We start from the raw sequence: 23,557 nt of genomic DNA, 5'->3' as shown, positions 1-23,557 counted from the left end.
TTGCTATCGATATTTACCTAGAACCCTTTCTGCAGTACACGCGACGCAGCGAAAACGGCCGGCTGTACGCAAAGTTTCTAGCACATTTTCTACGCACCCCAGAACGCGTTGAAAAGGTGCTTAACCCTGACATTCCAATGAGCACACCGCCATCGTCTCTTGCTGAGGTACTGATCAGTATCAGCCCTGCCCTCACACCAGAAGAGCGCGACCAGCTGCTTTTCGTGTCAAACGCCATGATGATTTACTCGGTAGATAATTTAGTTCGTGCCGAGGAGCAGAATATTTTGGCGCTGGATAGCCCAATGGGACGCCATATTTTGCGGACTTTACACACATCACTTGTCTCCTTGTGGACGCTATAAAACAGTTGCTTATTAGCCACTAGCGTTTAGACTTCGGACAAACCCCAATTACGCGAGGCCTCATGTCCGTCACGACTCATACCCCGGTACAGCTTGATGTCTTAATTGTCGGCGCCGGCCTTTCTGGAATCAGCGCTGCAGTTCATTTACAACGAGAGCACCCGAACTACACATTTCACATCACAGAAAGCCGAGCGAGCATAGGTGGAACATGGGATTTGTTTAAGTACCCGGGCATTCGCTCCGATTCCGATATGCATACCCTAGGCTTTGACTTTAAGCCCTGGATCGCCAAAAAATCGATTGCAGATGGCCCATCAATCAAGGCCTATATTGAAGAGACCGTGCAAGAGTACGGCCTTGGCTCCAAGATTACTTTGAATCAAAAAGTCATTTCTGCGGCTTGGGACAGCGCAAGCGCGCTGTGGAGCGTGCAACTGCAGGCTGGTGATCATACACAAAAAATCCAGTGCCGCTTCTTGCAACTCTGCTGCGGGTACTACAACTACGACAGCGCCTACAAACCAGAATATCCCGGGGAAGCTCGCTTTGACGGGCCCGTCATTCACCCTCAGTTTTGGGACCCTAACTTCGATTATAGCGACAAGCGTATTGTCGTAATTGGCAGTGGCGCGACAGCGGTTACATTGGTACCGTCGCTTGCAGCCAAGGCGGCAAAAGTCACAATGCTTCAGCGCTCACCGACCTACATGGTATCGCGCCCATCACAAGACGGTATTGCAAATGCGCTACGTTCGTTCCTGCCTAACAGCTGGGCCTACAACCTAACGCGCATTAAAAACATTGGCTTACAACAGTTCATCTATCAACGCTGTCGCAAGTTTCCCGAGCAAGCTAAGCACCGTATCATCGACATGCTGCGTCCATTGCTCCCGGCCGGCTACGACGTCGACAAACACTTTACTCCCTCGTACACACCATGGGAACAGCGTTTATGCTTAGTCCCAGATGCCGATATGTTTGATGCGATCAAGGCAGGTAAAGCCGATATCGTTACCGATACTATCGCTCACTTTGATGAGTCAGGCATTGCCCTAAGTTCGGGTGCGCATTTAGAGGCAGACGTCATCGTGTCGGCTACCGGCTTAGAGTTGCTGTTCCTGGGTGGCATTGAAATCAGTGTCGATGGCATCGCGCTAGACGCCCCGAACCGCTTTGTCTACAAGGGCTGCATGTTATCCGGCGTACCCAATATGACGTACGCCATGGGGTACACCAATGCCAGCTGGACGCTCAAATGTGATCTCACGCATCGCTACTTTAATCGTTTAGTGACCTACATGGACGCACAAGGGTTTAAATATTTCATACCCCAAGAGCCCGCAAATAAAGACAATACCGAAGGCTTCCTCGACCTGAATTCAGGCTACATCAAGCGCCACGAACACGAACTACCCAAACAGGCTTCTGAGTCGCCTTGGAAACTGCACCAAAACTACTTCAAAGATTGGTGGATGTTTAAGCGCGATCCACGCAAAGAGCGGGGTTTGAATTTCCAGTAAGCTTAATGCCACTTAGTCATCGTAGCCGTCATCGGCTGCAACGACGGCCGATATGACGCTGGTCGGGTAGCCTCTGTAGCTCAAAAACCGCATGCGTTTTTGTAGCTCTTTACGTCTGCCCGCGTAATCAAGTGAGGCATCAATCGGCTTTGCGAACTTCTTGTTGAGCGTTTCTTGAGCACAGTCAAACCAATCGGGTGCCAAGGCCTCCAGTGCATCACTGAGCCCTTCTTTCGTAATGCCTTTTTCACGAGCCAACTGCTGCAAAGTGTTGGGACCATATCCCTTGTTGATACGATGCCGACACAAACCCTCGATAAATCGCTCGTCAGATTGCAGACCTTCGTCTGCCAAATCCACTAGCGCTTCTTCAATGTCGACTTCGGCTTGCGCACCTAGGCGTCTCAGAGCCTTGGTGCGCAACTCGTGCTGGCTGTGCTCGCGCCGTGCTAAATAGTCCATTAAGACAGCGCGAGCCGACAGCTTAGTTATAGACCCTTCTTGCATGGTTAAACGATATTACTCACCAGCTTCCTGAGCCTCTTCCACAGGTACTTCGACAGGCTTTGAAGCCGTTAGCGTTTGGGCACGAATAGCCGATTCGATTTCGTCAGCAATGTCTTTATTCTCGCTTAAAAACTTCGCCGCGTTGGCTTTGCCTTGCCCAATTTTGTCACCTTTATAGGCGTACCAAGCGCCCGATTTATCGATCAGACCGAGCTTGACACCCCAGTCGATCAACTCACCGTTGTGGTAAATACCCGATCCGTACATGATCTGAAACTCGGCCTGTTTAAAGGGTGGAGACACCTTGTTCTTGACCACCTTAACTCGGGTTTCGTTACCCACAATTTCGTCGCCCTCTTTCACCGCGCCAATACGGCGGATGTCGAGACGAACCGATGAGTAGAACTTAAGTGCGTTACCCCCAGTGGTGGTTTCTGGGCTACCGAACATCACGCCAATCTTCATGCGGATTTGGTTAATAAAAATCACCAAACAATTGGTTTGTTTAATCGAACCCGTTAACTTACGCATTGCCTGGCTTAATAGACGCGCCTGCAAACCAACGTGGGAATCACCCATGTCACCCTCAATTTCGGCTTTGGGGGTTAGCGCAGCCACTGAGTCCACAACTAACACATCGACAGCACCAGAGCGCACCAGCATTTCGGTGACTTCTAGCGCTTGCTCCCCAGTGTCGGGCTGAGACAAGATCAAGTCATCCACGTTAACGCCCAGACGCTCGGCATAAATGGGATCTAAGGCGTGTTCAGCATCAATAAACGCCGCGGTACCACCCAACTTTTGAGCCTCTGCGATCACTTGTAGCGTAAGTGTCGTTTTACCGGAGGACTCAGGTCCATAAATTTCGCAAATACGCCCCTTAGGCAAGCCACCAATACCCAAGGCAATATCCAATCCAAGCGAACCGGTAGAAATTGATGGGATTGCGACACGCTCGCTGTCACCCATGCGCATTACGGTGCCTTTACCAAACTGACGCTCGATTTGTGCTAATGCCGCCTCTAATGCTTTTTGCTTATTTGGATCCATAGCCATACATCCTTGAATAATGAATTAAACGAACCTTACCACGCCTAGATAGTACTGTACATATCCTCAGTGTTCTAAATTTCTTTTTCAACATCAGCGGCGACCAGTAATCATCGCATCAACGCATGACTCGTCCACAGTGCCCACGAAACCGATGGGGTGCCAAAGCGGCTCGCATGGCATACAATACGACCACGATAATTTCTCCAAAGGTTAGGTCAATGCGCGACCCCGCGGCCAACAACACTGGCTGGCAAACCTACAAGCGCCTGTTGAGCTATGTAAAGCACTTTTGGCCCGCCCTTATTCTGGCGATTAGCGGCTTTATTCTTTACGCGCTCACGCAGTCTGCATTTGCGAGCTTAATGCAATACGTACCCAGCGCCTTTGAGCCCGAGGCTTCAACCAATGAGTTAAGCGGCTGGGAACAACAGCTGGGATTGGCCACCCGAGAAGGTATACGCTTGTTTCTACCCATTGCGATCATCTCGGTCGTTTCAGTAAGGGGTATTGGAAGTTATTTGGGTGGCTATTACATTAGCTTTGTCGCACGCAACGTCGTAAATCGTATTCGCCGCGATGTATTCGAGCACTTAACGGCTTTGCCCTCGGGGTTTTTTGGTCGCAACAACTCGGGGCAGCTCATATCGACGCTTACATTTAATGTCGAGCAAGTCGCAGCGGCATCCTCCAACGCAATCAAAACATTGATACGCGAAGGGCTGACCGTAATGGCCTTGCTGGCTTACTTGCTGTACTTGGATTGGAAGCTGTCGCTCTTGTTTTTTCTTGCGGCACCGCTCATCGGACTGATTATTCGGATTGCGAGCAGCCGGTTCAAACGGTACAGCAAGCGTATACAGCAATCGATGGGCGGCGTAACTCATGTCGCCTCAGAAGCAATACGCGGGCAAGCTATTGTCCGGGCTTTCGGAGGTGAAGCCTACGAAAACAAGCGCTTTGAAGAACGCTGCCGTGCCAGCCTTAAGAACGAATTAAAACTCGCCCGCGTGAACGAGATAAGCACACCGATTATTCAGATCCTAACCTTCAGCGCTATCGCCTTGCTGTTTTGGTTTGGCTTAGATCCGACGCTGTTTGGAGACCTCACTGCTGGAGAATTTTTAGCCTACATCACCGCCGCCAGTTTAGTCGCCAAACCCTTGCGGCAACTGACCAACGTTAATGCGTCGATTCAGAGGGGCATTGCCGCGGCAGAAAGCATTTTCGAGATTCTAGACCAATCCTTGGAGCACGATGAGTCGGGGCGTCCCTTGACGAGTTTTACCGGTGGCTTACGCCTGAACAAATTATCGTATCAGTACCCGACCTCCGACCGCCAAGCGCTGAATGGTGTCAGCTTCGATGCTGCACCGGGGCAATTGATCGCTCTCGTGGGTCGAAGCGGCGCGGGCAAAACCACACTCATCGATATTATCGCAGGCTTTATACAAGCCCCCGGCAACTCGGTTTGGTTTGACGATAACGACGCCTCCGAGCTCACCCAGCAGTCTATTCGCCGCCACGTTGCAATTGTGACCCAAGACACAGTGCTATTTGAAGACACGATACGCGCCAACATCGCCTATGGCGAGCTCGCAAACGCATGCGAACAAGACATCATCTCCGCCGCTAAAAGTGCGCATGCTTGGGAATTTATTCAATCCCTGCCGGAAGGCTTAGATACTCAAGTCGGCGAAGGTGGCGCCTCACTGTCTGGAGGGCAAAAACAGCGAATTGCTCTCGCGCGAGCCTTTCTCAAAAATGCGCCGCTACTCATTCTCGATGAAGCCACATCGGCCCTCGACAATGAATCGGAACGTGCGATCAACGCCGCTATGCCTACCATCACTAAAAATCGTACAACCCTCGTGATCGCGCATCGTTTGGTGACCGTCGAACGAGCCGACCTGATCATCGTTATGGACCAAGGGGCAGTGGTCGAGCAAGGAACTCATCTGGAGCTCCTAGCCAAAAACGGCTTGTATGCTCATCTACACCGCTCTCAGTTTGATGACTAACTTTACGAAACATTGGCTGTATTTACATGATGGCAAACCCGGGCACTTGAATCAGCTGCGCGGACTGAGTGAGGCTATTGCCGCTAAGAGGCCGACTCACACGAGCTCCTGGCTAGATGTGACAACCCTTTCACTCCCAGAAAAGCTAGTCGCACGAGGCGACACCTTCAGATCACTCAAAACCGCAGATGTCATTGTTGCCGCAGGCCACAGCACCCATTGGCTTGCGCTGTTTCTCGGCAAGCAATTGCGAGCTCATACAGCGGTGGTCATGCGGCCATCGTGGCCTCTTACCGGGTTTGACTCAATTATTATGCCAAAGCATGATGCGCTTAAAACTGCAGTTGCCGCCAGGGTCCACCTCACTGAAGGTGCCATAAACCCCCTAGGCCAACAAAATCACGAACCCAGCAATAAAGGATTAGTGCTTTTGGGTGGTCAGTCCAAGCACTTTGAGTGGCCCAGCGCGCAGGTCACCCGCCAAGTTTGCGCCATTGTGGACTCACAACCCGAGCTGAAGTGGATCGTTGCCGATTCACGTCGCAGCCCTGAGCGACAACTTTCAGACATATACACCGCGCGTCCAAGCGTCACAATTCAACGCCATGACACCTGCCCCAAGGGCTGGCTAGTAGAACACATGCGCGAAGCAAACAGCGTGTGGGTTACTCCCGACAGTGTATCAATGGTTTACGAAGCTCTCAGCTGTGGCGCCGATGTCGGCTTAATCGAATTGCCACCAAAAGCTAAAAATAGAATCAACCGTAGCATGCAGGCGATGATCGCCGAGGGCAAAGTAAGCTCAGTAACTCAGGCTTGTACCCTGAGGCTTGCGACCGATCCGCTACCCCGATTAAACGAGGCAGAAACTGCAGCGACGTGGCTTCTGTCACGTGTGTAGAAACGATCCTAAACTCGAATATCTTGGCAAGGCCATGCTATTCTTGCGCAACCTTAACTGCAGAAACAGCCGTGTATAAACAAATTCACATTGTCGGATGCTCGCCGCGCAGTGGCACAACCTTACTGTACGAGATGATGAGTGCCTGTTGTCATTTTGACAAACTGTACGGCCACGAGACACGCTTCAATCGAACCCAAGCCAGCGACGGCCAAACTCTGCTGACGAAACGCCCAAAGGACACTCAATTTATGCCACGAGTGTTGGCCAGTGTTCCCGATTTCTGGGTGATTTATTGCCTGCGCGACCCGCGCGATGTCGTGGTGAGCAAACACCGCATTGCAGGAGACAAATACTACTCAAACTTGCGTCTGTGGCGAGAGCAGCATGGCTTTGCGCAACGAATGCAAGCACACGAGCGCTGCATTACCGTGCGCTACGAAGATCTCGTCAGAGATCCAGACGCCGTTCAAAGTATGTTGCAGAAACAAATTCCATGGTTGACCTGTACGCATCCGTTTTCGAAGTATCACCAGCATGCCAAGCTGTCGGCGCAATCTGAGCGCGCTATGCATGGATTGCGTTCGATAAATACTGATAGCATCGGACGATGGCGGGACAATCTGCCCCGCATTGTGAGCCAAATACAGCGCCACGGTGATATCAGCGCGCTGCTCATAGAATGTGGCTACGAAGCCGATACGACCTGGATAGACGAATTAGAGGGCATCCAACCTGACCACAGTCCCAGCCGTTATCCTGATCGCAAGGGTCTGTGGAACAAGATCCGTCAAGGCGGCAACATCGCTCTAAAAGTAGCGGCCTACCGCTTTAATCGATGGCGCCGAGGCCAACTCTAGGACGCACCATGATCATTAGCCATAAATACCGTTTTATTTTTATCAAAACCCATAAAACTGCTGGGAGCTCGGTCGAAACCATGCTGTCCCAACTGTGCGCCCCTAATGACATTGTGTCGACTATGGACCCGCCAGCGCAGGATCATGAGCCTCGCAATTGGATTGGCAGTTCCCCCCTCGACAAGCTTTACGCCAAATACGAGCGCATGCGCAAACTCATTCACAAGGACAGCGTGTTTTTAAACAAACACTACTACCAACACATGGGCGGCGCTCGCATTAAACAACTGTGCGGCGACGAAATTTGGAACTCGTATTACAAATTTTGTTTCGACCGCAATCCTTGGGACAAGGTCGTGTCATTCTACTGGTGGAAAATGCGTGGCAAAGCGGAGAAGACGCCTTTCAGCGAGTGGTTACGTATCAAAAAATTGCCGCTCGACCACCAGCTCTATTGCTTTGGCGATGAGGTCGCAGTGGACTTTGTGGGTTGTTATGAGACGCTCAGTCAAGATCTACAAAAGGTACTCGAGCACATTGGAATCGAAAACCCGCCCGAACTACCGCAAGTAAAAACGGGCATTCGCAAAGACAAAGCGCATTTCTCTAGCGCCTACGATGAAGCCGACCGAGAATTTGTCGCCCAGTTGTTCGCCAGAGAAATCGAGCTATTGGGCTACGATTTTGAAGGTAAAAGCCAACCAACAGCCTGGATCAAAGAACCTTAAGGTCCACCAGCACGGCACGGATCTGCCCGTGCCAAAAACGATCGAGCTCAGAGTCGGCGCATTCATTCCCATTTATGCTGACTTCGTCACCGGCAAGCCACTTGATCATCCCCTTAGACTCAAGACGGGAAATCAGTGACGCAACGCGCGACGGCAATTCGGCACGCTGAGGGCAGAATATCCATGGGGTAAAACCGGCCGAGCACACTTCTGCCATCATAGAAACCGAATCAACACTAACTAGGACCGCATCGGACGCCGCCAAATAATCCGCCATACAGCGCTCTTCGCGATGATTGAACCACACCGCTTGCCGCAAACAATGAGGGGGGATGAGCTTTTGTAGGCTCTTCTCAGTCTCTAACCCTGTGCGTCGTGACGTCGATAGTAACACCGCGTGAGACTCATCTTCGGCAAAGCCCCGAATTAACTGCGCGAGATGCTGCCAATCGGCTAAGGTGTACTCGCAACCCGCGCCGTCACCACCGATTAGGACCGCCAGCACTTTTTGGTGTTCCGCCAAACCCAAGCGCGTCCTCACCTCGCCTTTAACAACCCGACTGACCGCACCATGAGCCGAAGGCGGCAGAGGAACTTGTACACAGCGACCCCAAGACTCATCCGCATCGGCAGCAAACACCCATCCTAGTCGGTCGGGCCTGAGTCGGCGAGCCGAGCCCAAAAGAACCCCAGTGATGTTTTCTGTCGCCTGACAGGCCGCCAGAGCAAACGACGATTTCCCGCCCGCAGCCAAGACGAGATCGGGCCTAAAATCATCCAGCGACAAGCCATACAAAGACAACACCGCGCGGCGCCACAGTAAGGTCGGCAAATAATTAATAACGAGCGTCAATAGTGGGCGCATCAAAGCGGCAAGAGGAAGACGAACATTCGCCTCTGTTACCTGAATGTCAGCCTGCTGACGCAAATAACGTACGAAGCCATCGGGCTTAGTTTCATGCCCGGGCTTACCGTCTCGCAGTATTAACACACGGAGTTCTTTTTGATCCAGTTCGGCCATTGCGTTATGTTCTTAAACCCGAGGCTGGCATAGTCTTGCCAAGCTGTGAGCCATATGTTCTGATCTAGGCAGTATAAACCAGAACAGAAGCAAACCCAGCATGAGTGTCAATCTAGAACAACTTTCCCAACTGCTCGGCCCTAAGGGCATCCTGTTAGACGACGACGTCAAAGCGCGCCCAAATTACGCTTGGGGACAGGGCTCGTGCCCCGCTCGGGCTATTATACGCCCCAGCAGTACCGAAGCCTTGGCCGACGCAATGGCAATGTGTTACGACGCTCACCAAACCATGGTCCCTTGGGGCGGGTTAACAGGCCTAGTTAATGGCATGACATGCTCTGAGCAGGATATTGCGATTTCCTTAGAGCGCATGAACGGTATCGACTCGTTTGATACCGATGCCGGGATTATGGTGGTCAACGCCGGCACGCCTCTGCAAGTCGTGCAGGACGCTGCGCGCGAACAAGGCTGGCTCTTTCCCGTCGACCTGGGCGCACGGGGGACAGCTACCATCGGTGGCATGATTTCAACCAACGCTGGAGGCAATAGCGTCATACGTTACGGCATGATGCGAAATCAAGTTCTCGGGATCGAAGCGGTGCTGCCCGATGGCCGCATTATCGACGCCATGAATGAAATGCTGAAGAACAATACTGGCTATGACTTGAAACAACTACTCATTGGCGCCGAGGGCACACTAGGCATTGTGACCAAAGCGGTTTTAAAACTGCAACCGGCACCGCTTCGAACATTCACCGCGATGGTGGTGTGTGACAATTTCGATGGCGTAAAAAGCTTATTAAAGAGCGCCTCTACGCAACTGGCCAGCAGCCTGACAGCCTTTGAAGCCATGTGGGGTAACTACTACGATTTAAATGTCGCCGAAACTGGGCGTCACCAAGCGGTGCTACCCCCGCATCAAGCGTTTTACATATTGCTAGAAAGTAGTCACAGCCAAGTCACTGAAACCAATCCGCTTGAGACGTTTTTAGAAGCGCAATTGGAAAGCGCTGTCATTAGCGATGCAGTCATAGCAAACTCGGATCAACAGGCCGACCAACTTTGGGCCATTCGCGATGATGTCGAAGCTAAGATGATCTTCAGAAGTCCCGCCATCGCCTATGATATCAGTCTGCCGTTGCGCCATATGCAGGCATACACCGAGCAGCTTGAGCAGGCCTTGACCAACTTTGATCCCGATGTAAAGTGCGTGACGTTCGGTCATTTGGGTGACGGTAATATCCACCTCGGTATAGGCCCATTGTCGGATAAAAAAGCGGTGAACGATATTGTCTACAACCTACTGACCCAATTTAAAGGCTCAGTATCGGCAGAGCATGGCATTGGTCTTGACAAAAAATCCTATCTAAACTTATGCCGCACCGAAGCGGAAATACACGTCATGAAAAGCATTAAAACTGCCATTGATCCTCGCGGGCTCATGAATCCCGGCAAAATATTTGCCTAATGAAAGCGATCACTACTCTAATCCTATTGCTGGGGTTTGCTGCCGCGCAAACAGCCTCAAGCCAAGTGGTCGGACCCGAGGAAATCGGCCCAGCGCTCGTCTGGACTGTGCAAGGCGACTTTAGAGATATTAAGCAGGACATCGTTACAACGATAGAAGCCAAAGGCTTGGTCGTGTCCTATACTGCCTACGCAGCCAACATGCTAGCGCGAACATCAGAGGCGGTAGAAGATGCAAAGCCCGTATATGACCAGGGTGAATCGATACTGTTTTGCAAGGCCGATCTCAGCCACGAACTGGCACAGCAAGATCCGCATAACATCGTCTTATGCCCCTACTCCATCAGTTTATACACCCTGATTGACGCGCCTACGATCACTTACGTGAGCGTGCGTCTACCGGCCTTACAAGTACCCGCTTATATCGCCGTCCACGATCTACTCGAGCAAATCGTGGAACAGGCGCTGGAGTGGTATCGCTGAACGTCTAGGCGAACTTGCCTAGGTAACTTTCGATACCTGGATTATCGGCTTTAACGCCCTTAAGGACGGGCGTGTTAATTTTATCAACTTTCACAGTTTTGGCATCGCGCAGGTAATCGGCGACCACATCCCAAATGGGCGCGCCCGGAGATTGTGAGCCCACGGTCGCCCAACCTGCCACTTTATAATTCTTGCCAGCCTCGATTTTCTCACCGTTATCCAGTGTCATGTCGGTAATGCGCGCGCCAAACTGACCTTGGGGCTCAATCACGTAATTCAAACCACCGCAACGCACCATGTCACCGCCCTGCTGATAGTAAGGATCGCTGTTGAACAAGTTATCCGCGACATCCTCTAAAATCGCTTTTAAATTTTCGCCCGACATCTCGCGTGCGTAGGTCTCGGGGTAGGTCATACAGGTTTGATCCATCACACGATCCATGGTGATGGTTTCACCAGGCAACACCGTTGTGCCCCAGCGAAAACCCGGTGACAGCGAAATTTGCGCATCAAGTTGCGTACGCAGAGCATCGCAAATGACCTGATCGAACGTGCCATTAAAATTACCGCGGCGATACAACAAAGAGTCAGCGACTGCGAGCTCTTCATTAAGAATATCCAAATAGGGTGCCCGAACGGCGTCAATGAAGCTGGCCATTTCACGGTCTGGGGTCAACAATTCGGAAAATACTGGCAGCAATCGGTACCGGTAGTCTTTGACTCTCCCGTTACCCAAATCTAAGTCCAATACGCCAACGAACTTACCGTTGGAACCCGCATTGGTCACCACAGTGACACCGCCTGAATTTTTCACCTCGACCGGCATGGGCACACCATCGTGCGTGTGACCGCCTAAAATCACGTCAATACCCGAGACCTGACTTGCCAATTTAAGATCGACATCCATACCGTTGTGCGACAGCAAAATAACTGCATCGACCTCTTCGTTAGCACGAATCTCGTCAACCAAGTCAGCTAAATCGTTTTCTCGGATACCAAAGGTCCAGTTTGGAATAAACCGTTTTGGATTGGCAATCGGGGTATACGGGAACGCCTGACCAATAACAGCGACTCGATGTTCGCCCATCGTTTTAATATCGTAGGGCTTGAACACATGCCCGGTCATATCATCATAAACCGGCACACCATCAAACAAAGCTTCGTCGCTGGCGTAGGTGTTTTGCGCCACAAAGGTACCGTTGAATTTTTCGACGTTAGCTAAAATTTCGTCTTCTAGGTAAGTGAACTCCCAGTGACCGGTCATAATGTCCACGCCAAGCTTATTGGTCGCTTCCACCATATCCTGACCGCGAGTCCAGTAGGCGGTACCGGAACCTTGCCAGGTGTCGCCGCCATCAAGCAGCAGACTTCGACCATCTGGCACCGAGGCGCGGAGCTGATCAATCAAGGTTTTGAGGTGAGCGAACCCCCCCACTTTGCCGAAGCGGTTTGCCGCTTCTTCAAAATTTAAATAGGTTAAGGCATGCGCCTGAATCGCCGAAGCATCGCTAAGCTCAGACAGCAAGCTTTTGCCGACTTTATGCGGCCAGCGGCCATAAGTCGTTCCAAAACCTAAATTGACGTTCGGCTCGCGAAAATAAATAGGATTTAACTGAGCGTGGGTATCCGTGATGTGCAGCAAGCGAGCCGAGCCGAAGACAGGCACATCATACAAAGATGAAGCCGAGTTAGACCATGTTTTGGCACTGGCCGACAAACCTACACCGGCCATAGAGAATGCAGCGCTCGAGCGCATTAACAAATCCAAAAATTCGCGACGATTCATACCGACCTCTGCTACTTGAGCACGCGGCTTTGCCAAGCCGTCGCTTCGTTTTCGGCTTGCGCCATGGCCGCTTTTGCGGTGTCTAGGGCCCGTTGCGCATGCACCATCGCCTGCTCACAAGCACCAGATGCGTGCTCTGCTTTGGCATCTGCTAAGTAGGTCGCGGTGGGCACCCAGGCAAAACCGCGTGCATCGACCGCGTTATACGCATCTTGCGCTTTTTGTATCAGAGCACTCGCCTCAGTGCAGTCGTCCGCCAATACGGAACCACTGAACAGCGCCAAACTCAGTGCCGCCATACCCATAAATTTAGGAGTCATTGAATTCACCGTTGTCTTATTTACGAGTGGTAGGGCCATTGAGGGGCAAACCATTGCTCATGTACGTCAAAAAGTATTCGAGATTGCGATATTCTTCGCTTTGAAGTTCAAACCCTTTAGCCTTGACTTGATCGTTACACTCCTTGAAACGGCGCTGAAGCGGGCCTACTTCATCCCACTTGCCACGGTACGACGGCCAATGAGTCACATGCCCCAAAGCGGCGCTTAAACGCTCTGAGCGCAGATTATTACCGGCCATTTCTAAGTGGCAAGAGCTACAGGCGAAGTTCAATTGGCCTCGGCGCTGATAATAGAAGGCCTTACCATCCTCGTAAGCGGCCAAGGCTTGTTCGTTAGGCACATCAATATTGATCGACTCTTCACGCGACTCAAATGCCATGTAGGCTGATAGCGCTACCATATCGTAATCGAGGTAGTCCCAAACCTCCTCCCCATTTGCCTCACGACAATTGTTGATCGCAAGCTCCAAGGTCACTACGCCTTGCTTAGCGTCCCACATGGGGTAGTTTTGTTTCACGGCTGGCGTACCACCAAAGCAATCTGCGTAGGGGCCGTCTTCCCAGAGTGCCTCACCATCGAAAACAGCGTCTTCGTAGGGTGGAAAACCCGCTTCAAGGGCCTCCCACTGTTTACGTTTATCCTCGTCTAGGGCATAAGCGCCATTGATGTGCTCTGCAACCTCAATACTTGGAAACCGCTTTTCAAAGAATTGAACAAAGGCTGCACGATCTTCCTCTGGCCCTGCGGCTGCCGACAAGCTCAAGCTTGCAAGCAGCGCAACCGTAACTGGATACTTCATAGGCTACCTCTAGTACTCAGTCGCTATCGACTTATTATTTTTTCTTGCGGCTTTTAACTACCTGTTCTTCGGTATCACTGTACCCTTGGTTATCGGTCCAAGACAGTGTAAAGGTATCTCCCCCCTCAACGCCACGGATAGCGAAGTTGATAATGGGGTCTTTAGACACCGAACCACTCAAGTCAGCGGCCAAAACAACCTCACCGTTGATTTTGCACTCCCAATCAATTAGGTGGTGCGTCTTATGCGCCAGGATCGATACCTTACCGTCTTTAAGGACAGGGTTATCCTCTGCGTCGCGCTCAATACCCGGGGTCATAGGGTGCACAACCATGGTCATCACTGACAGCACATTATCGGCAGCGGTATCTCCCTCTTTCAAACGCAAACGAGTGCGAGTGCGAGGCTGATAGTTTTCAATTTCTTCTGAACGAGCGTGATCTGACATATTTCTCTCCTAATCCTGTTTAGCCGCCGCAACCGCCAAGCGTTGCCTTCACTTCTTTGCTGGCGGAATAAAGCCCCTTATCGGTCTCGACAATGGCATGCACCATGGTTGTACCGGCCAGCTTGATAAACGTTTCTAATTCTGGCTCTACTCGGGGACTAAAATAGAATTTCGCTGAAATCGGCGTTGGATTCACTTCGGCCATAAAAGTAATGCTTTTAAGGGCGCCCAATTTCGCCTCATCAACTTTAACTTTAACGTTTGTTTTTGCTGGGCTCTCGGCGATATCGGGCAATTCCAGGGTAATGCCATCCGAACCGTCGGCGATGTCTTGACCGCCAAACATCGTGCTGCGTGCTTTGGCAAAATCACCTAGGCCAAAGGCCTCAGAATTTCTAGCGAATGCGGTCAATGGCATGGCGACTAACGCGGCTGCGGCCATTAAGCCCTGTACAATACGACGTCTTGAAAATAACTTAGACATACTTTTCTCCGTTGCTGTTATAAAGAATGGACGTAGTCGACCATCCACTCCAGTTCCTGATCAGTCAAAATATGATGAGCGCCATAGGGCGGCATGTTGGTATTGGGGTTTCGAACTCTGGGATCGGCAATCTGCGCTTTGAGCTGTTCCCGATCAGGGTAGCGTAACTGCATCATAATCAAAGCAGGTCCACTATTACCCGGTTGCTCTGCTCCCTCAGCCATATGGCAGGAAAAGCAGTTGCCAGCGTTACGATCAGCGGCCAAGCCGTAGCCTTTAGCGATGCGTTCTTCTAGCGACAAATCAGATGCACTCAAGTTTGCGCATCCAAGCAATAGTGCCGCAGTAACCATTAATTTTAGCTTTGGCATTACAGGCTCTCCTGTACCATATAGTCTACGGCCGCCTTGACGTCGTCGTCAGTCAGGTTCATGAAACCACCTTTCGCTGGCATGACTCCGGCCTCGCCTTGGTAACCTTCTATGGCATGCTTGTACAGGGTGGCACTACCCGCTGCGATTCGCCCCCGCCACCCTTCGACGTCACCCACTTTGGGGGCGCCCGCTAATCCCGAGCCGTGACAAAGCATGCAGCTTTGATCGTACACACTCTTACCGACAGTCGCTACTGCAGGCTGAGATTCAGTAGCTGCCTCAGAGGCATCACCCTGCGCAGCCGCCAGCTCCTCTGCCAAAGAGGGCGATGCCTGCGACTTGATTTCGATAGCGGCAGGATCTCGGCAATCCGACATACAGCGTGTGTTCGCCGTATCGGGACGTTCGTCAGGAATAAAATTGGGCTCATTCGGCAAGCGCACGGTAGCCAAAGTGTCTTGATTAAGCTCGAAGGCCTCGTCGTCAATGATGTAATTCATAAACAACAAGTAGGCCGTCAGAGAATAGACCTCATCGGGCTCTAAAGATCTGGGCGCCGTGTAGGGCATGGCTCGGTTGATATAGTCGAATACCGTGCTCGTGTAATTCCAGTACGAGCCGATCGTTTTATGCGGACGCCCATCACCGCTCAAAGTGCCTTCACCGCCTGCGAGCGAGGGATAACCGTCAACACCCTCACCGAAACTACCATGGCAAGAGGCGCATTTTTCTTCGTAGATCCACTCGCCCTCTTCCGCAGTGCCGCGGCCCTCTGGCAATCCCAATCCGTCCGGGCGCACATCAATATCCCAACCCGCTATTTGCTCGGGGGTCGCGACTTGACCATAACCGTAGTAGCCCGAGTCCTTTTCGGCCTGGGCAGCACCTGCTCCGAGCGTCATGGCGACCGCCAGAAACCCACTCGATAATAAGCTCGTTTTTACTTGATTAGGAGATTTGAACATTGACGACACTCCCATCTGCGTTAACTTTCCATGTGTGAATGGCATTTTTGTGATAAATCGAGTTCTCACCCCTAGCGGCACGTAGCTGACCGTAGGTAGGCTGCACAAACCCGGTGTCATCTATCGCTCGACTCTGAATCATTGCAGGCTGGCCTTGCCAGTCCCATTCTAAACCGAAGCGGGTCAGTGCACGGGGGAATACCTCGCTGGTGAATTTAGCTTCACGCCAGGTCACACCGCCATCAAAGGACACGTCTACATGCTTGATTTTGCCTCGTCCAGACCAAGCCAAACCCTCGACCCAAACTTTGCCAGGCTTCATCATGGGCTTCTCTGGACACGGATTCGTTACGACCGAGTTACACTCTTGTACAAATGTAAATTCGCGTGAGCGACCGTCGGGCATCAAATCGGTATATTTCGAAGTTTCTTCGCGGTGGTACCAAGGCTGGTCGCCTATCTCTAAACGACGCAACCATTTGATACTGGTATTGCCTTCCCAGCCTGGATTCACCAGCCGCACAGGGTAACCCTGCTCGGGCCGCAGCATCTCGCCGTTTTGGGCATATACAACTAAGGTATCATCTAAAGCTTTTTCGAGCGGGATACTGCGACTCATGTGCGAGCCATCTGCTCCCTCCGCCAGAACCCATTTACCCTCGGGTTTGACGCCGACTTCTTCCAAGAGTGTGGACAGTAAAACCCCTGTCCACTCGGCACAGCCGATCATACCGTGGGAGAACTGCAGACGGTTCATCTGCGCACCACGCCATTCCATGCCACCGTTAGCGGGACATTCCACAAAATGAATTTTGCTCACCGATGGAAAGCGCATCAAGTCATCCATCGATAGGATAATTGGACGCTCGACCATGCCGTGAATCATCAGATGATGTTCCTGCGGCTTTATGTCCGGGAGACCAGCGTGGTAACGCTCAAACATAACACCACTGGGCGTAATGATCCCTTTAAGATCAGCCAAAGGAGTAAAACTGATGGACGAAATGCGGTCGGGCGTGAGCCATTCGACGGTTCGACGCTGCACATGGGATTCGTATTTGGAGGGCGAGCCATAGGGTGCAAACAACACTGGCTTGCCCAAGGTTTTGCCGTAAGCGGGCTCCTCCGGAGGAAAAGCTGCCTTAACGGAGGGCATGTGTGCCGCAGCGGCCGTGGCGGATGCAGCCCCTAGAAATGTGAGACCCTTACGTAAAAAGCCGCGGCGATCGGTACCCGTTAAATTTTCGCCCGAAACTGCGACTTGTTGTAGTAAACTATCGAGTTCTGCTTGTTTATTCATGCGCTAACCTTGATTATTTTATGAGCGACACGTAAGTTGAAGTTACAGCATATTATAAAATTCTTAACTAACGCAACCACCCTGAGGAAAAGCTGACAGTGGAACTCGACAAAATGCAAGCATCGGCGAAGAACGCGACCGATATGCTAAAGCTACTTGGGCACCCTGACCGCCTTATGGTTTTGTGCCAACTCAAAAACGGTGAAGCATCGGTGGGTGAGCTTTCCCGTATGCTTAATATTAAGCAATCTCCCTTGTCTCAGCATCTCGCGCGCATGCGCCACGAGGGCGTTGTAGAAAGTCGACGGGAGGCGCAAACCATCTACTATCGCCTATCCGGAGATAAGGTCGCGCAGATTGTGACCGTACTCTACGAGCTCTACTGCGCGACTGACGACGAGGACAGTGCGTGCGCTGCATCCGATCAGTAATCGTCAAAAAGAAAACAAATCACAGTATTTGCATATTAGAAAGTTTGAAGGTAACTTAGTTGCCAATAACGATAAAACAGAAATAAGGGATACCCTATGAAGACGAACCTCGCATTCCGCATGAGCGCCATGGCACTCGCATTTGCCACTCCAATGGCCTTTGCGACCAATGGCTACTTCACTCACGGCGTTGGCAGCCACAATAAAGCACAAGCTGGAGCCGGCTTAGCATCACCTTCGCAGGCGATTGACGCAGCGAACAATCCGGCCTCGGCCATTTTGGTAGACGATCAGACCAACGCAAGCTTGAGCATTTTCTCGCCTAGACGCAGCTACACTGCGTCTGCAAGCATGGCACAGGGAAATGGCGGTGCCTTTAGCATCATGACTCAGGGCGAGCTCGATTCAGGCAGCGAATACTTTCCTCTGCCCGCCATCTCCAAGAAATGGATGTGGGGCGATGACAGCGCCCTAGCATTTAGCTTTTACGGACGCGGTGGCATGAACACCGATTGGAAGGGTGGCGCAGCCGCCTTTGATCCAGACGGTCCAGGTCCCGCTCCTGTCATGACCATGCCCGGCACGTTCGGCATGGGTGATGCTGGCGTCGACTTAATGCAAGCATTTGTAGAGCTCGCATGGGCGAAGAAGGTGTCTGATACTTTTGCAATCGGCGTAGCACCCGTTGTGGTAATTCAAGCCTTTGAGGCGAAGGGGCTTGAAGCCTTCACTGGCTATACCAAGACATTCGCCGCCAACGCAGCACAAGGCGGTGCACCGGCTAATAGCTTGACCGGAAACGGCCACGACATGTCCACCGGCATTGGATTCAAATTCGGTGCCAACTGGCAAGTAAGCGACTCGGTCTCATTGGCGTTTGCTCATCAAACTGAGATAGGCATGTCGGAATTCGACGACTACTCTGACTTATTCGCAGAAGGTGGTGCTTTCGATATTCCGTCAAGTACGCGCGTTGGCGTAAGCTTTCAGGCAACACCCGCGCTTACCATACACCTTGATGGCGAGAGCATTGGCTACAGTGACATCGGCTCTGTTGGTAATAGCGGCCTAAACATCTACGCCTGCCCCACCGCAGCAATCCCGGTTCCGAAAGATCTAGAATCGTGTCTGGGTGGCAACAACGGCGCGGGTTTTGGCTGGGATGATATGAGCGTCGTCAAGCTAGGTTTTACCTACAACGCGGGCGACACCACCTACCGCGCGGGCTTCTCCAAGGGCGACCAGCCAATCCAGCCTTCCGAGGTTCTGTTCAATATTATGGCGCCCGGCGTCATGGAACAGCACATCTCGTTCGGCATGGGCAAAAAGTTAAGCAACGATCGCGAATGGGGCTTCAGCTTGATGTACGCGCCAGAAAAGAGCGTGAAAGGCGGATCCATGTTTGACCCAACTCAGACAATCGAGCTGAAAATGCATCAGTTTGAGCTTGAGTTTTACTACACTTGGTAAACAAATAAACGGGGTGCTTAGCACCCCTTTTTTAGGCGCTTAATATCAGAACATCATAATATTGTTAGGAAAGGAGCATGTATGAAAGATGGTATCATCTCTTGGAAAGCTGCAGGTGTTGCACTCGGTTTGCTGCTCATCGTAGCAACTTATCTCGTAAAACCGTTGGGCGTATCCACACAGTTCGTTGTTTCCGATGCAGCAATCGCGCATAAGGTTAACCCCGAATTTGCTGAGAACAACGTCTATCTCAATAAGTATGGTGAAAAGGAAGATTGGGGCGTTGGTTACGGCTGGATGCTGGTATTCGGGATGCTTGTCGGTGGCGGCATTACTGCGCGACTGTTTGCCAACAAACAGCCCGAGGTTGATAAAGGCTCAATGCCCAGCCTCTGGAAAGAACAGTTTGGCCCCTCTAAATTGAAACGCAACCTCGCCAGTTTTGGCGGCGGCATTTTATTACTTTTCGGTGCGCGACTCGCGGGAGGGTGTACGAGCGGCCACATGATCAGCGGCATTTCGCAAATGGCCATCAGCTCATTCATATTCGGCGCTGTGACTTTCGCAGTCGCAATCGCCACTGCTAAATTTTTGTACCGTAAACGAGGAGTCTAATCATGACACTAGTCATCGGATTTTTAATCGGCTGTGCCTTTGGCGCCATTCTTTACTTAGGCGGGGCCTCGAGTTACCGCCGCATCCTTGGCACCCTACTCTTAAAAGACATGTGGATCATCAAACTCATGATGACTGCGATGGGGGTAGGCACTTTGGGCATCTATCTGCTCGATTTGGGCAACCTCGCAAACTTAAGCATTAAACCTGCATACATATGGGGCGTTGTTGCTGGTGGGGCAATTTTCGGGATTGGCTGGGCCTTGTCAGGCTACTGCCCCGGGACCTGCGTGGTAGGCAGCTCTGAAGGTAAAACAGATGCGATATTTACATTAGTGGGCGCATTAGTGGGCGCTTTCCTGTTTGCCCTCGCCTATCCAGTCCTAGAGGAAACCGTATTGGCCCCTGCAAATTTAGGGTCCATTTCTTTAGAGAGCGTACTCGGAGTTCAGGGTATTTGGATCGCAGCGCCTTTTAGTGCCCTGCTGATTTTCCTGGCTTTCTTCGTACTCAAAGATCGATACGAGTAAACGGACTGAACGGCGCCTTTGGCGCCGTTTCTTTTTCTGCGGTGGACATAGCTATTCACAGCCGGCTTTGTTAAATTTCAGGTTCTCTTCACAGCCATATTAAGCCCTTTAATGTCAGCCTCATCACAAGCAGCAGCCGCTTCCATTGATCAACACACTCCCATGATGCAGCAGTTTTTACGCATCAAAGCGGAACACCCAAAACACCTGTTGTTTTATCGGATGGGCGATTTCTACGAGTTATTTTTTGATGACGCCGTCAGGGCTGCATCGCTGCTCGACATCACCCTAACAGCACGGGGAAAATCGGGCGGTGAAGACATTCCCATGTGCGGCGTCCCCTATCACGCTGCGGAGAGCTACCTAGCTCGCCTCATTCGCAAAGGCGAATCGGTCGCCATCTGCGAGCAAGTGGGCGACCCTGCCACCAGCAAAGGGCCGGTAAAACGCGAGGTGGTGCGAATTATCACCCCGGGCACGCTGAGTGATGAAGCACTTCTAGACCAGTCGCGAGATAACCTAATCCTAGCCATTCATCAAGGGAAAGACTCGATCGGAGTGGCGTATATCGAACTTAGCGCGGGCATTTTTAAAGTACTTGAGGTCGCCGATCGAGAATTGTTAGCCGCTGAGCTGTCGCGACTACAGCCGGCAGAAGTACTTTACGCCCAAAGCTCAGGCATCAGCGACTTGGTGACCAGTAAATCGGTCCGCGAGCTCCCGCCTTGGGATTTTGAACCTGAGTCCGCTGAACGAGAACTCAACCGGCACTTTGGCACGCAAGATCTCGCGGGGTTTGGATGCTCCGAACTGACCCAAGCCGTATGTGCCGCTGGCGCCCTCCTGCGCTACGTTAAAGACACACAGCGAGACGAGCTCACGCATCTCACCAGCTTAAGCCACGAACAAAACAGCGACGCCGTGCTGATGGACCCATCGACGCGGCGCAACCTAGAAATCGATATTAACTTGCAGGGTGGCGAAGACAACACCCTATATAGCGTATTAAACACCTGCAAAACGCCAATGGGAGCCCGTTTACTGCGTCGAGAGCTACTGCGCCCCATGGCGAAGCGACCCGCGATCGAGAGGAGACTCGATGCCCTCAGCGCCATAATCGACAACATGAGAGACGGCGATCTTCGCCTTGCTCTGGCTGGCGTCGGCGACATGGATCGCATTTTGACTCGCGTTGCTCTGCGTTCGGCTCGCCCCAGAGATTTAACCCGACTTCGGCAATCATTGCATTGCGTACCACCCCTACAGCAAATTCTTGAGCATATAAACGACAGCGTACTGACAGACATTTGCCTCAACTTAGGAGACTTCCAGGCACTGCGCGACTTGCTCGACCACGCCATAATCGACAACCCGCCAGTAGTGATACGCGAAGGCGGTGTCATCGCACCGGGATTTAACCCAGACCTCGATGAACTTCGCGGGCTCAGTACTCAGGCCGGAGACTACCTGCTCGAGCTTGAAACACGAGAGCGTGAACGCACCGGCATCAGTACATTAAAAGTGGCTTACAATCGCGTTCATGGTTACTACATCGAAATGTCAAAGGCACAAGCTGAACAGGCGCCTGTAGACTATCAACGTCGGCAAACACTAAAGAACGTCGAGCGTTTCATCACTCCTGAACTCAAGGCTTTTGAAGACAAGGCTTTGTCTGCCAAGAGTCGAGCGCTAGCGCTCGAAAAAGAACTGTATGAAGAAGTACTGACTACGCTGAATACTGAGCTCTTGCCCTTGCGCGCCTGCGCCGAGGCCTTAGCGCTGCTTGATCTGCTGGCTTGCCTAGCAGAGCGCGCGCAGGCGCTTCGATTAGCACGACCGACCTTCGGCGACGAGAGAATCTTTGAAGTCAATCAGGGGCGCCACCTCGTCGTCGAGCAGGTCTCCGAATCGCCTTTTATTGCGAACGATCTGTTATTGAACAATCAGCGTGAGATGCTTCTGATCACCGGCCCTAATATGGGCGGTAAATCGACCTATATGCGGCAAATTGCCTTGATTGCGTTAATGGCGCACGTGGGCAGCTATGTGCCTGCTGAGGCAGCGCATTTAAGTACGATCGACCGCATCTTTACACGCATTGGGTCATCCGATGATCTCGCGGGAGGGCGCTCAACCTTTATGGTCGAAATGACCGACACCGCAAATATCCTGAACAATGCGACATCAAACAGTTTGGTATTAATGGATGAGATTGGGCGAGGCACCTCTACGTTTGATGGGTTGAGCTTGGCATGGGCAACCGCACGACGCCTCGCCGATCACATCCATTGCTTCACCTTGTTTTCAACTCACTACTTCGAATTAACCGAGCTACCCAGCCTTTGCCCTAACATGATCAATGTGCACTTAGGAGCGCAGGAGCATAATGATGGTATCGTCTTCATGCATACCGTCAGAGAGGGTGCGGCAAGCCAAAGCTTTGGCTTGCAAGTCGCTAAATTGGCAGGTCTGCCTGCAAACGTCATCCAAGCAGCGAAAACTAAGTTGACCGAGTTAGAGCAAGGTAGCAAGCAGGCTAAAGCGGCCACACCAACGGTCTATCAAGCGGCGCTATTTGCTGATGAAGCGAGCGATGCGGTGAAAGAAGCGCTGCAACAACTCAATCCAGACCAAATGACACCCATTGAGGCCTTGGTTGCGTTAAGTCAGCTTAAGTCTAAGCTTGTTCCATAAAAGCACTTCTAAAGCGTGTGGCAAGCGGTTAGAATTGCGGCCGTTGAATTAGGGCGCTAGGAGATTACCATGACCTTTGTTGTTGGCGAAGATTGTATTAATTGTAAACACACCGACTGTGTCGAAGTGTGCCCAGTAGATTGCTTTTACGAAGGCCCCAATTTCTTAGTGATCCATCCTGACGAGTGTATTGACTGCGCTCTTTGTGAGCCTGAATGCCCGGTTGACGCAATTTTCAGTGAGGATGAGCTACCCCAAGACCAGCAAGTGTTTTTAGAGTTGAACGCCGAGCTTGCAGAGATCTGGCCCAACATCACCGAAATGAAAGACGCCCTACCCGATGCTGAAGAGTGGAAGGGCAAACCCAATAAACTCGCATTATTGCAGCGCTAAG

25 protein-coding genes are annotated in these 23,557 nt (G+C 51.7%); 14 read left to right on the top strand and 11 right to left on the bottom strand.

The features are described 5' to 3' along the window. Both ACTF5Z_RS03790 and ACTF5Z_RS03785 read left to right on the top strand, forming a co-directional pair. On the top strand, positions 1–365 hold a 365-nt coding region (locus tag ACTF5Z_RS03790; RefSeq protein ID WP_438984553.1), incomplete at its 5' end, for a hypothetical protein. 62 nt (positions 366–427) lie between these two features. Beyond that, the gene (locus tag ACTF5Z_RS03785) at positions 428–1,888 is read left to right on the top strand and encodes a flavin-containing monooxygenase (protein WP_438984552.1); all 1,461 of its coding nucleotides are present in this window, start codon (positions 428–430) and stop codon (positions 1,886–1,888) included. Positions 1,889–1,900: 12 nt separating this feature from the next. Here the strand turns inward: ACTF5Z_RS03785 and ACTF5Z_RS03780 are convergent, their stop codons facing one another. Beyond that, positions 1,901–2,350: a regulatory protein RecX gene (locus ACTF5Z_RS03780; protein WP_438984551.1), complete on the bottom strand. Its 450-nt coding sequence runs from the start codon at positions 2,348–2,350 to the stop codon at positions 1,901–1,903. 57 nt (positions 2,351–2,407) lie between these two features. After that, the gene (gene recA, locus ACTF5Z_RS03775) at positions 2,408–3,445 is read right to left on the bottom strand and encodes a recombinase RecA (protein ID WP_438984550.1); all 1,038 of its coding nucleotides are present in this window, start codon (positions 3,443–3,445) and stop codon (positions 2,408–2,410) included. 221 nt (positions 3,446–3,666) lie between these two features. On the opposite strand from recA, the gene msbA reads away from it, so the two are divergent. The 4 genes from msbA to ACTF5Z_RS03755 all read left to right on the top strand — a co-directional run bounded on the left by msbA (position 3,667) and on the right by ACTF5Z_RS03755 (position 7,955). Then, on the top strand, positions 3,667–5,466 hold the full coding sequence (gene msbA, locus ACTF5Z_RS03770) for a lipid A export permease/ATP-binding protein MsbA (protein ID WP_438984549.1): 1,800 nt from the start codon (positions 3,667–3,669) through the stop codon (positions 5,464–5,466). Next, a complete protein-coding gene (locus ACTF5Z_RS03765; protein ID WP_438984548.1) occupies positions 5,432–6,367 on the top strand; it encodes an ELM1/GtrOC1 family putative glycosyltransferase in 936 nt (311 codons plus the stop codon). The genes msbA and ACTF5Z_RS03765 overlap by 35 nt, the downstream gene beginning before the upstream one ends. 71 nt (positions 6,368–6,438) lie before the next feature. After that, positions 6,439–7,227 (top strand): sulfotransferase family protein, encoded by a 789-nt coding sequence (locus tag ACTF5Z_RS03760; protein ID WP_438984547.1) that lies wholly within the window; start codon positions 6,439–6,441, stop codon positions 7,225–7,227. Positions 7,228–7,235: 8 nt separating this feature from the next. Continuing rightward, positions 7,236–7,955, top strand: coding sequence for a sulfotransferase family 2 domain-containing protein (locus ACTF5Z_RS03755; RefSeq protein WP_438984546.1), 720 nt, complete (start codon positions 7,236–7,238; stop codon positions 7,953–7,955). Here the strand turns inward: ACTF5Z_RS03755 and ACTF5Z_RS03750 are convergent. After that, on the bottom strand, positions 7,942–8,976 hold the full coding sequence (locus ACTF5Z_RS03750; RefSeq protein ID WP_438984545.1) for an ELM1/GtrOC1 family putative glycosyltransferase: 1,035 nt from the start codon (positions 8,974–8,976) through the stop codon (positions 7,942–7,944). The two genes, ACTF5Z_RS03755 and ACTF5Z_RS03750, sit on opposite strands and share 14 nt — an antisense overlap. 100 nt (positions 8,977–9,076) lie before the next feature. Between ACTF5Z_RS03750 and ACTF5Z_RS03745 the strand changes: the two genes are divergently transcribed. Both ACTF5Z_RS03745 and ACTF5Z_RS03740 read left to right on the top strand, forming a co-directional pair. Beyond that, positions 9,077–10,444, top strand: a complete 1,368-nt coding sequence (locus ACTF5Z_RS03745; RefSeq protein WP_438984544.1) for an FAD-binding oxidoreductase — start codon at positions 9,077–9,079, stop codon at positions 10,442–10,444. After that, on the top strand, positions 10,444–10,926 hold the full coding sequence (locus tag ACTF5Z_RS03740) for a hypothetical protein (protein WP_438984543.1): 483 nt from the start codon (positions 10,444–10,446) through the stop codon (positions 10,924–10,926). The genes ACTF5Z_RS03745 and ACTF5Z_RS03740 overlap by 1 nt, the downstream gene beginning before the upstream one ends. A 4-nt stretch (positions 10,927–10,930) precedes the next feature. Here the strand turns inward: ACTF5Z_RS03740 and soxB are convergent, their stop codons facing one another. Genes soxB through soxC form a run of 8 tightly spaced genes read right to left on the bottom strand, consistent with a single transcriptional unit; the run spans position 10,931 to position 17,423 of the window. Next, entirely contained in the window at positions 10,931–12,712 is a 1,782-nt protein-coding gene (gene soxB, locus ACTF5Z_RS03735) for a thiosulfohydrolase SoxB (protein WP_438984542.1), read from the bottom strand. 11 nt (positions 12,713–12,723) lie between these two features. Beyond that, the gene (locus tag ACTF5Z_RS03730) at positions 12,724–13,032 is read right to left on the bottom strand and encodes a hypothetical protein (RefSeq protein ID WP_438984541.1); all 309 of its coding nucleotides are present in this window, start codon (positions 13,030–13,032) and stop codon (positions 12,724–12,726) included. 16 nt (positions 13,033–13,048) lie between these two features. Further along, positions 13,049–13,852 carry a sulfur oxidation c-type cytochrome SoxA gene (soxA, locus tag ACTF5Z_RS03725; RefSeq protein WP_009576272.1) on the bottom strand — a complete coding sequence of 268 codons (804 nt, stop codon included), beginning with the start codon at positions 13,850–13,852 and terminating at the stop codon, positions 13,049–13,051. A gap of 34 nt (positions 13,853–13,886) precedes the next feature. Next, positions 13,887–14,300: a thiosulfate oxidation carrier complex protein SoxZ gene (locus ACTF5Z_RS03720; RefSeq protein WP_438984540.1), complete on the bottom strand. Its 414-nt coding sequence runs from the start codon at positions 14,298–14,300 to the stop codon at positions 13,887–13,889. 19 nt (positions 14,301–14,319) lie between these two features. Next, positions 14,320–14,784, bottom strand: coding sequence for a thiosulfate oxidation carrier protein SoxY (gene soxY / locus ACTF5Z_RS03715; protein ID WP_009576270.1), 465 nt, complete (start codon positions 14,782–14,784; stop codon positions 14,320–14,322). A gap of 17 nt (positions 14,785–14,801) precedes the next feature. Beyond that, positions 14,802–15,155: a sulfur oxidation c-type cytochrome SoxX gene (gene soxX, locus ACTF5Z_RS03710; RefSeq protein ID WP_009576269.1), complete on the bottom strand. Its 354-nt coding sequence runs from the start codon at positions 15,153–15,155 to the stop codon at positions 14,802–14,804. Continuing rightward, complete coding sequence (locus tag ACTF5Z_RS03705) at positions 15,155–16,123, bottom strand: c-type cytochrome (RefSeq protein WP_438984539.1); 969 nt, start codon at positions 16,121–16,123, stop codon at positions 15,155–15,157. The genes soxX and ACTF5Z_RS03705 overlap by 1 nt, the downstream gene beginning before the upstream one ends. Further along, complete coding sequence (gene soxC / locus ACTF5Z_RS03700; RefSeq protein WP_009576267.1) at positions 16,107–17,423, bottom strand: sulfite dehydrogenase; 1,317 nt, start codon at positions 17,421–17,423, stop codon at positions 16,107–16,109. Before soxC ends, ACTF5Z_RS03705 begins: the two co-directional genes overlap by 17 nt. Before the next feature lie 98 nt (positions 17,424–17,521). On the opposite strand from soxC, the gene ACTF5Z_RS03695 reads away from it, so the two are divergent. The 6 genes from ACTF5Z_RS03695 to fdxA all read left to right on the top strand — a co-directional run bounded on the left by ACTF5Z_RS03695 (position 17,522) and on the right by fdxA (position 23,556). Next, entirely contained in the window at positions 17,522–17,854 is a 333-nt protein-coding gene (locus ACTF5Z_RS03695) for an ArsR/SmtB family transcription factor (RefSeq protein ID WP_009576266.1), read from the top strand. Positions 17,855–17,950: 96 nt separating this feature from the next. Next, complete coding sequence (locus ACTF5Z_RS03690; RefSeq protein WP_438984538.1) at positions 17,951–19,324, top strand: OmpP1/FadL family transporter; 1,374 nt, start codon at positions 17,951–17,953, stop codon at positions 19,322–19,324. 81 nt (positions 19,325–19,405) lie between these two features. Beyond that, the gene (locus ACTF5Z_RS03685) at positions 19,406–19,939 is read left to right on the top strand and encodes a YeeE/YedE thiosulfate transporter family protein (protein ID WP_438984537.1); all 534 of its coding nucleotides are present in this window, start codon (positions 19,406–19,408) and stop codon (positions 19,937–19,939) included. A gap of 2 nt (positions 19,940–19,941) precedes the next feature. Further along, positions 19,942–20,469 carry a YeeE/YedE thiosulfate transporter family protein gene (locus ACTF5Z_RS03680; protein WP_438984536.1) on the top strand — a complete coding sequence of 176 codons (528 nt, stop codon included), beginning with the start codon at positions 19,942–19,944 and terminating at the stop codon, positions 20,467–20,469. Between the two features lie 111 nt (positions 20,470–20,580). Further along, positions 20,581–23,163, top strand: coding sequence for a DNA mismatch repair protein MutS (gene mutS / locus ACTF5Z_RS03675; RefSeq protein WP_438984535.1), 2,583 nt, complete (start codon positions 20,581–20,583; stop codon positions 23,161–23,163). 69 nt (positions 23,164–23,232) lie between these two features. Next, entirely contained in the window at positions 23,233–23,556 is a 324-nt protein-coding gene (gene fdxA / locus ACTF5Z_RS03670) for a ferredoxin FdxA (protein WP_438984534.1), read from the top strand. The last annotated feature ends 1 nt before the right edge of the window (position 23,557 follow it).

Source organism: Aequoribacter sp. (assembly GCF_965659035.1).
In the GTDB taxonomy this organism is placed as follows: domain Bacteria; phylum Pseudomonadota; class Gammaproteobacteria; order Pseudomonadales; family Halieaceae; genus Aequoribacter.
Note: the sequence above shows the minus strand (reverse complement) of the source record. Positions and strands in the feature narration are given on the sequence as shown.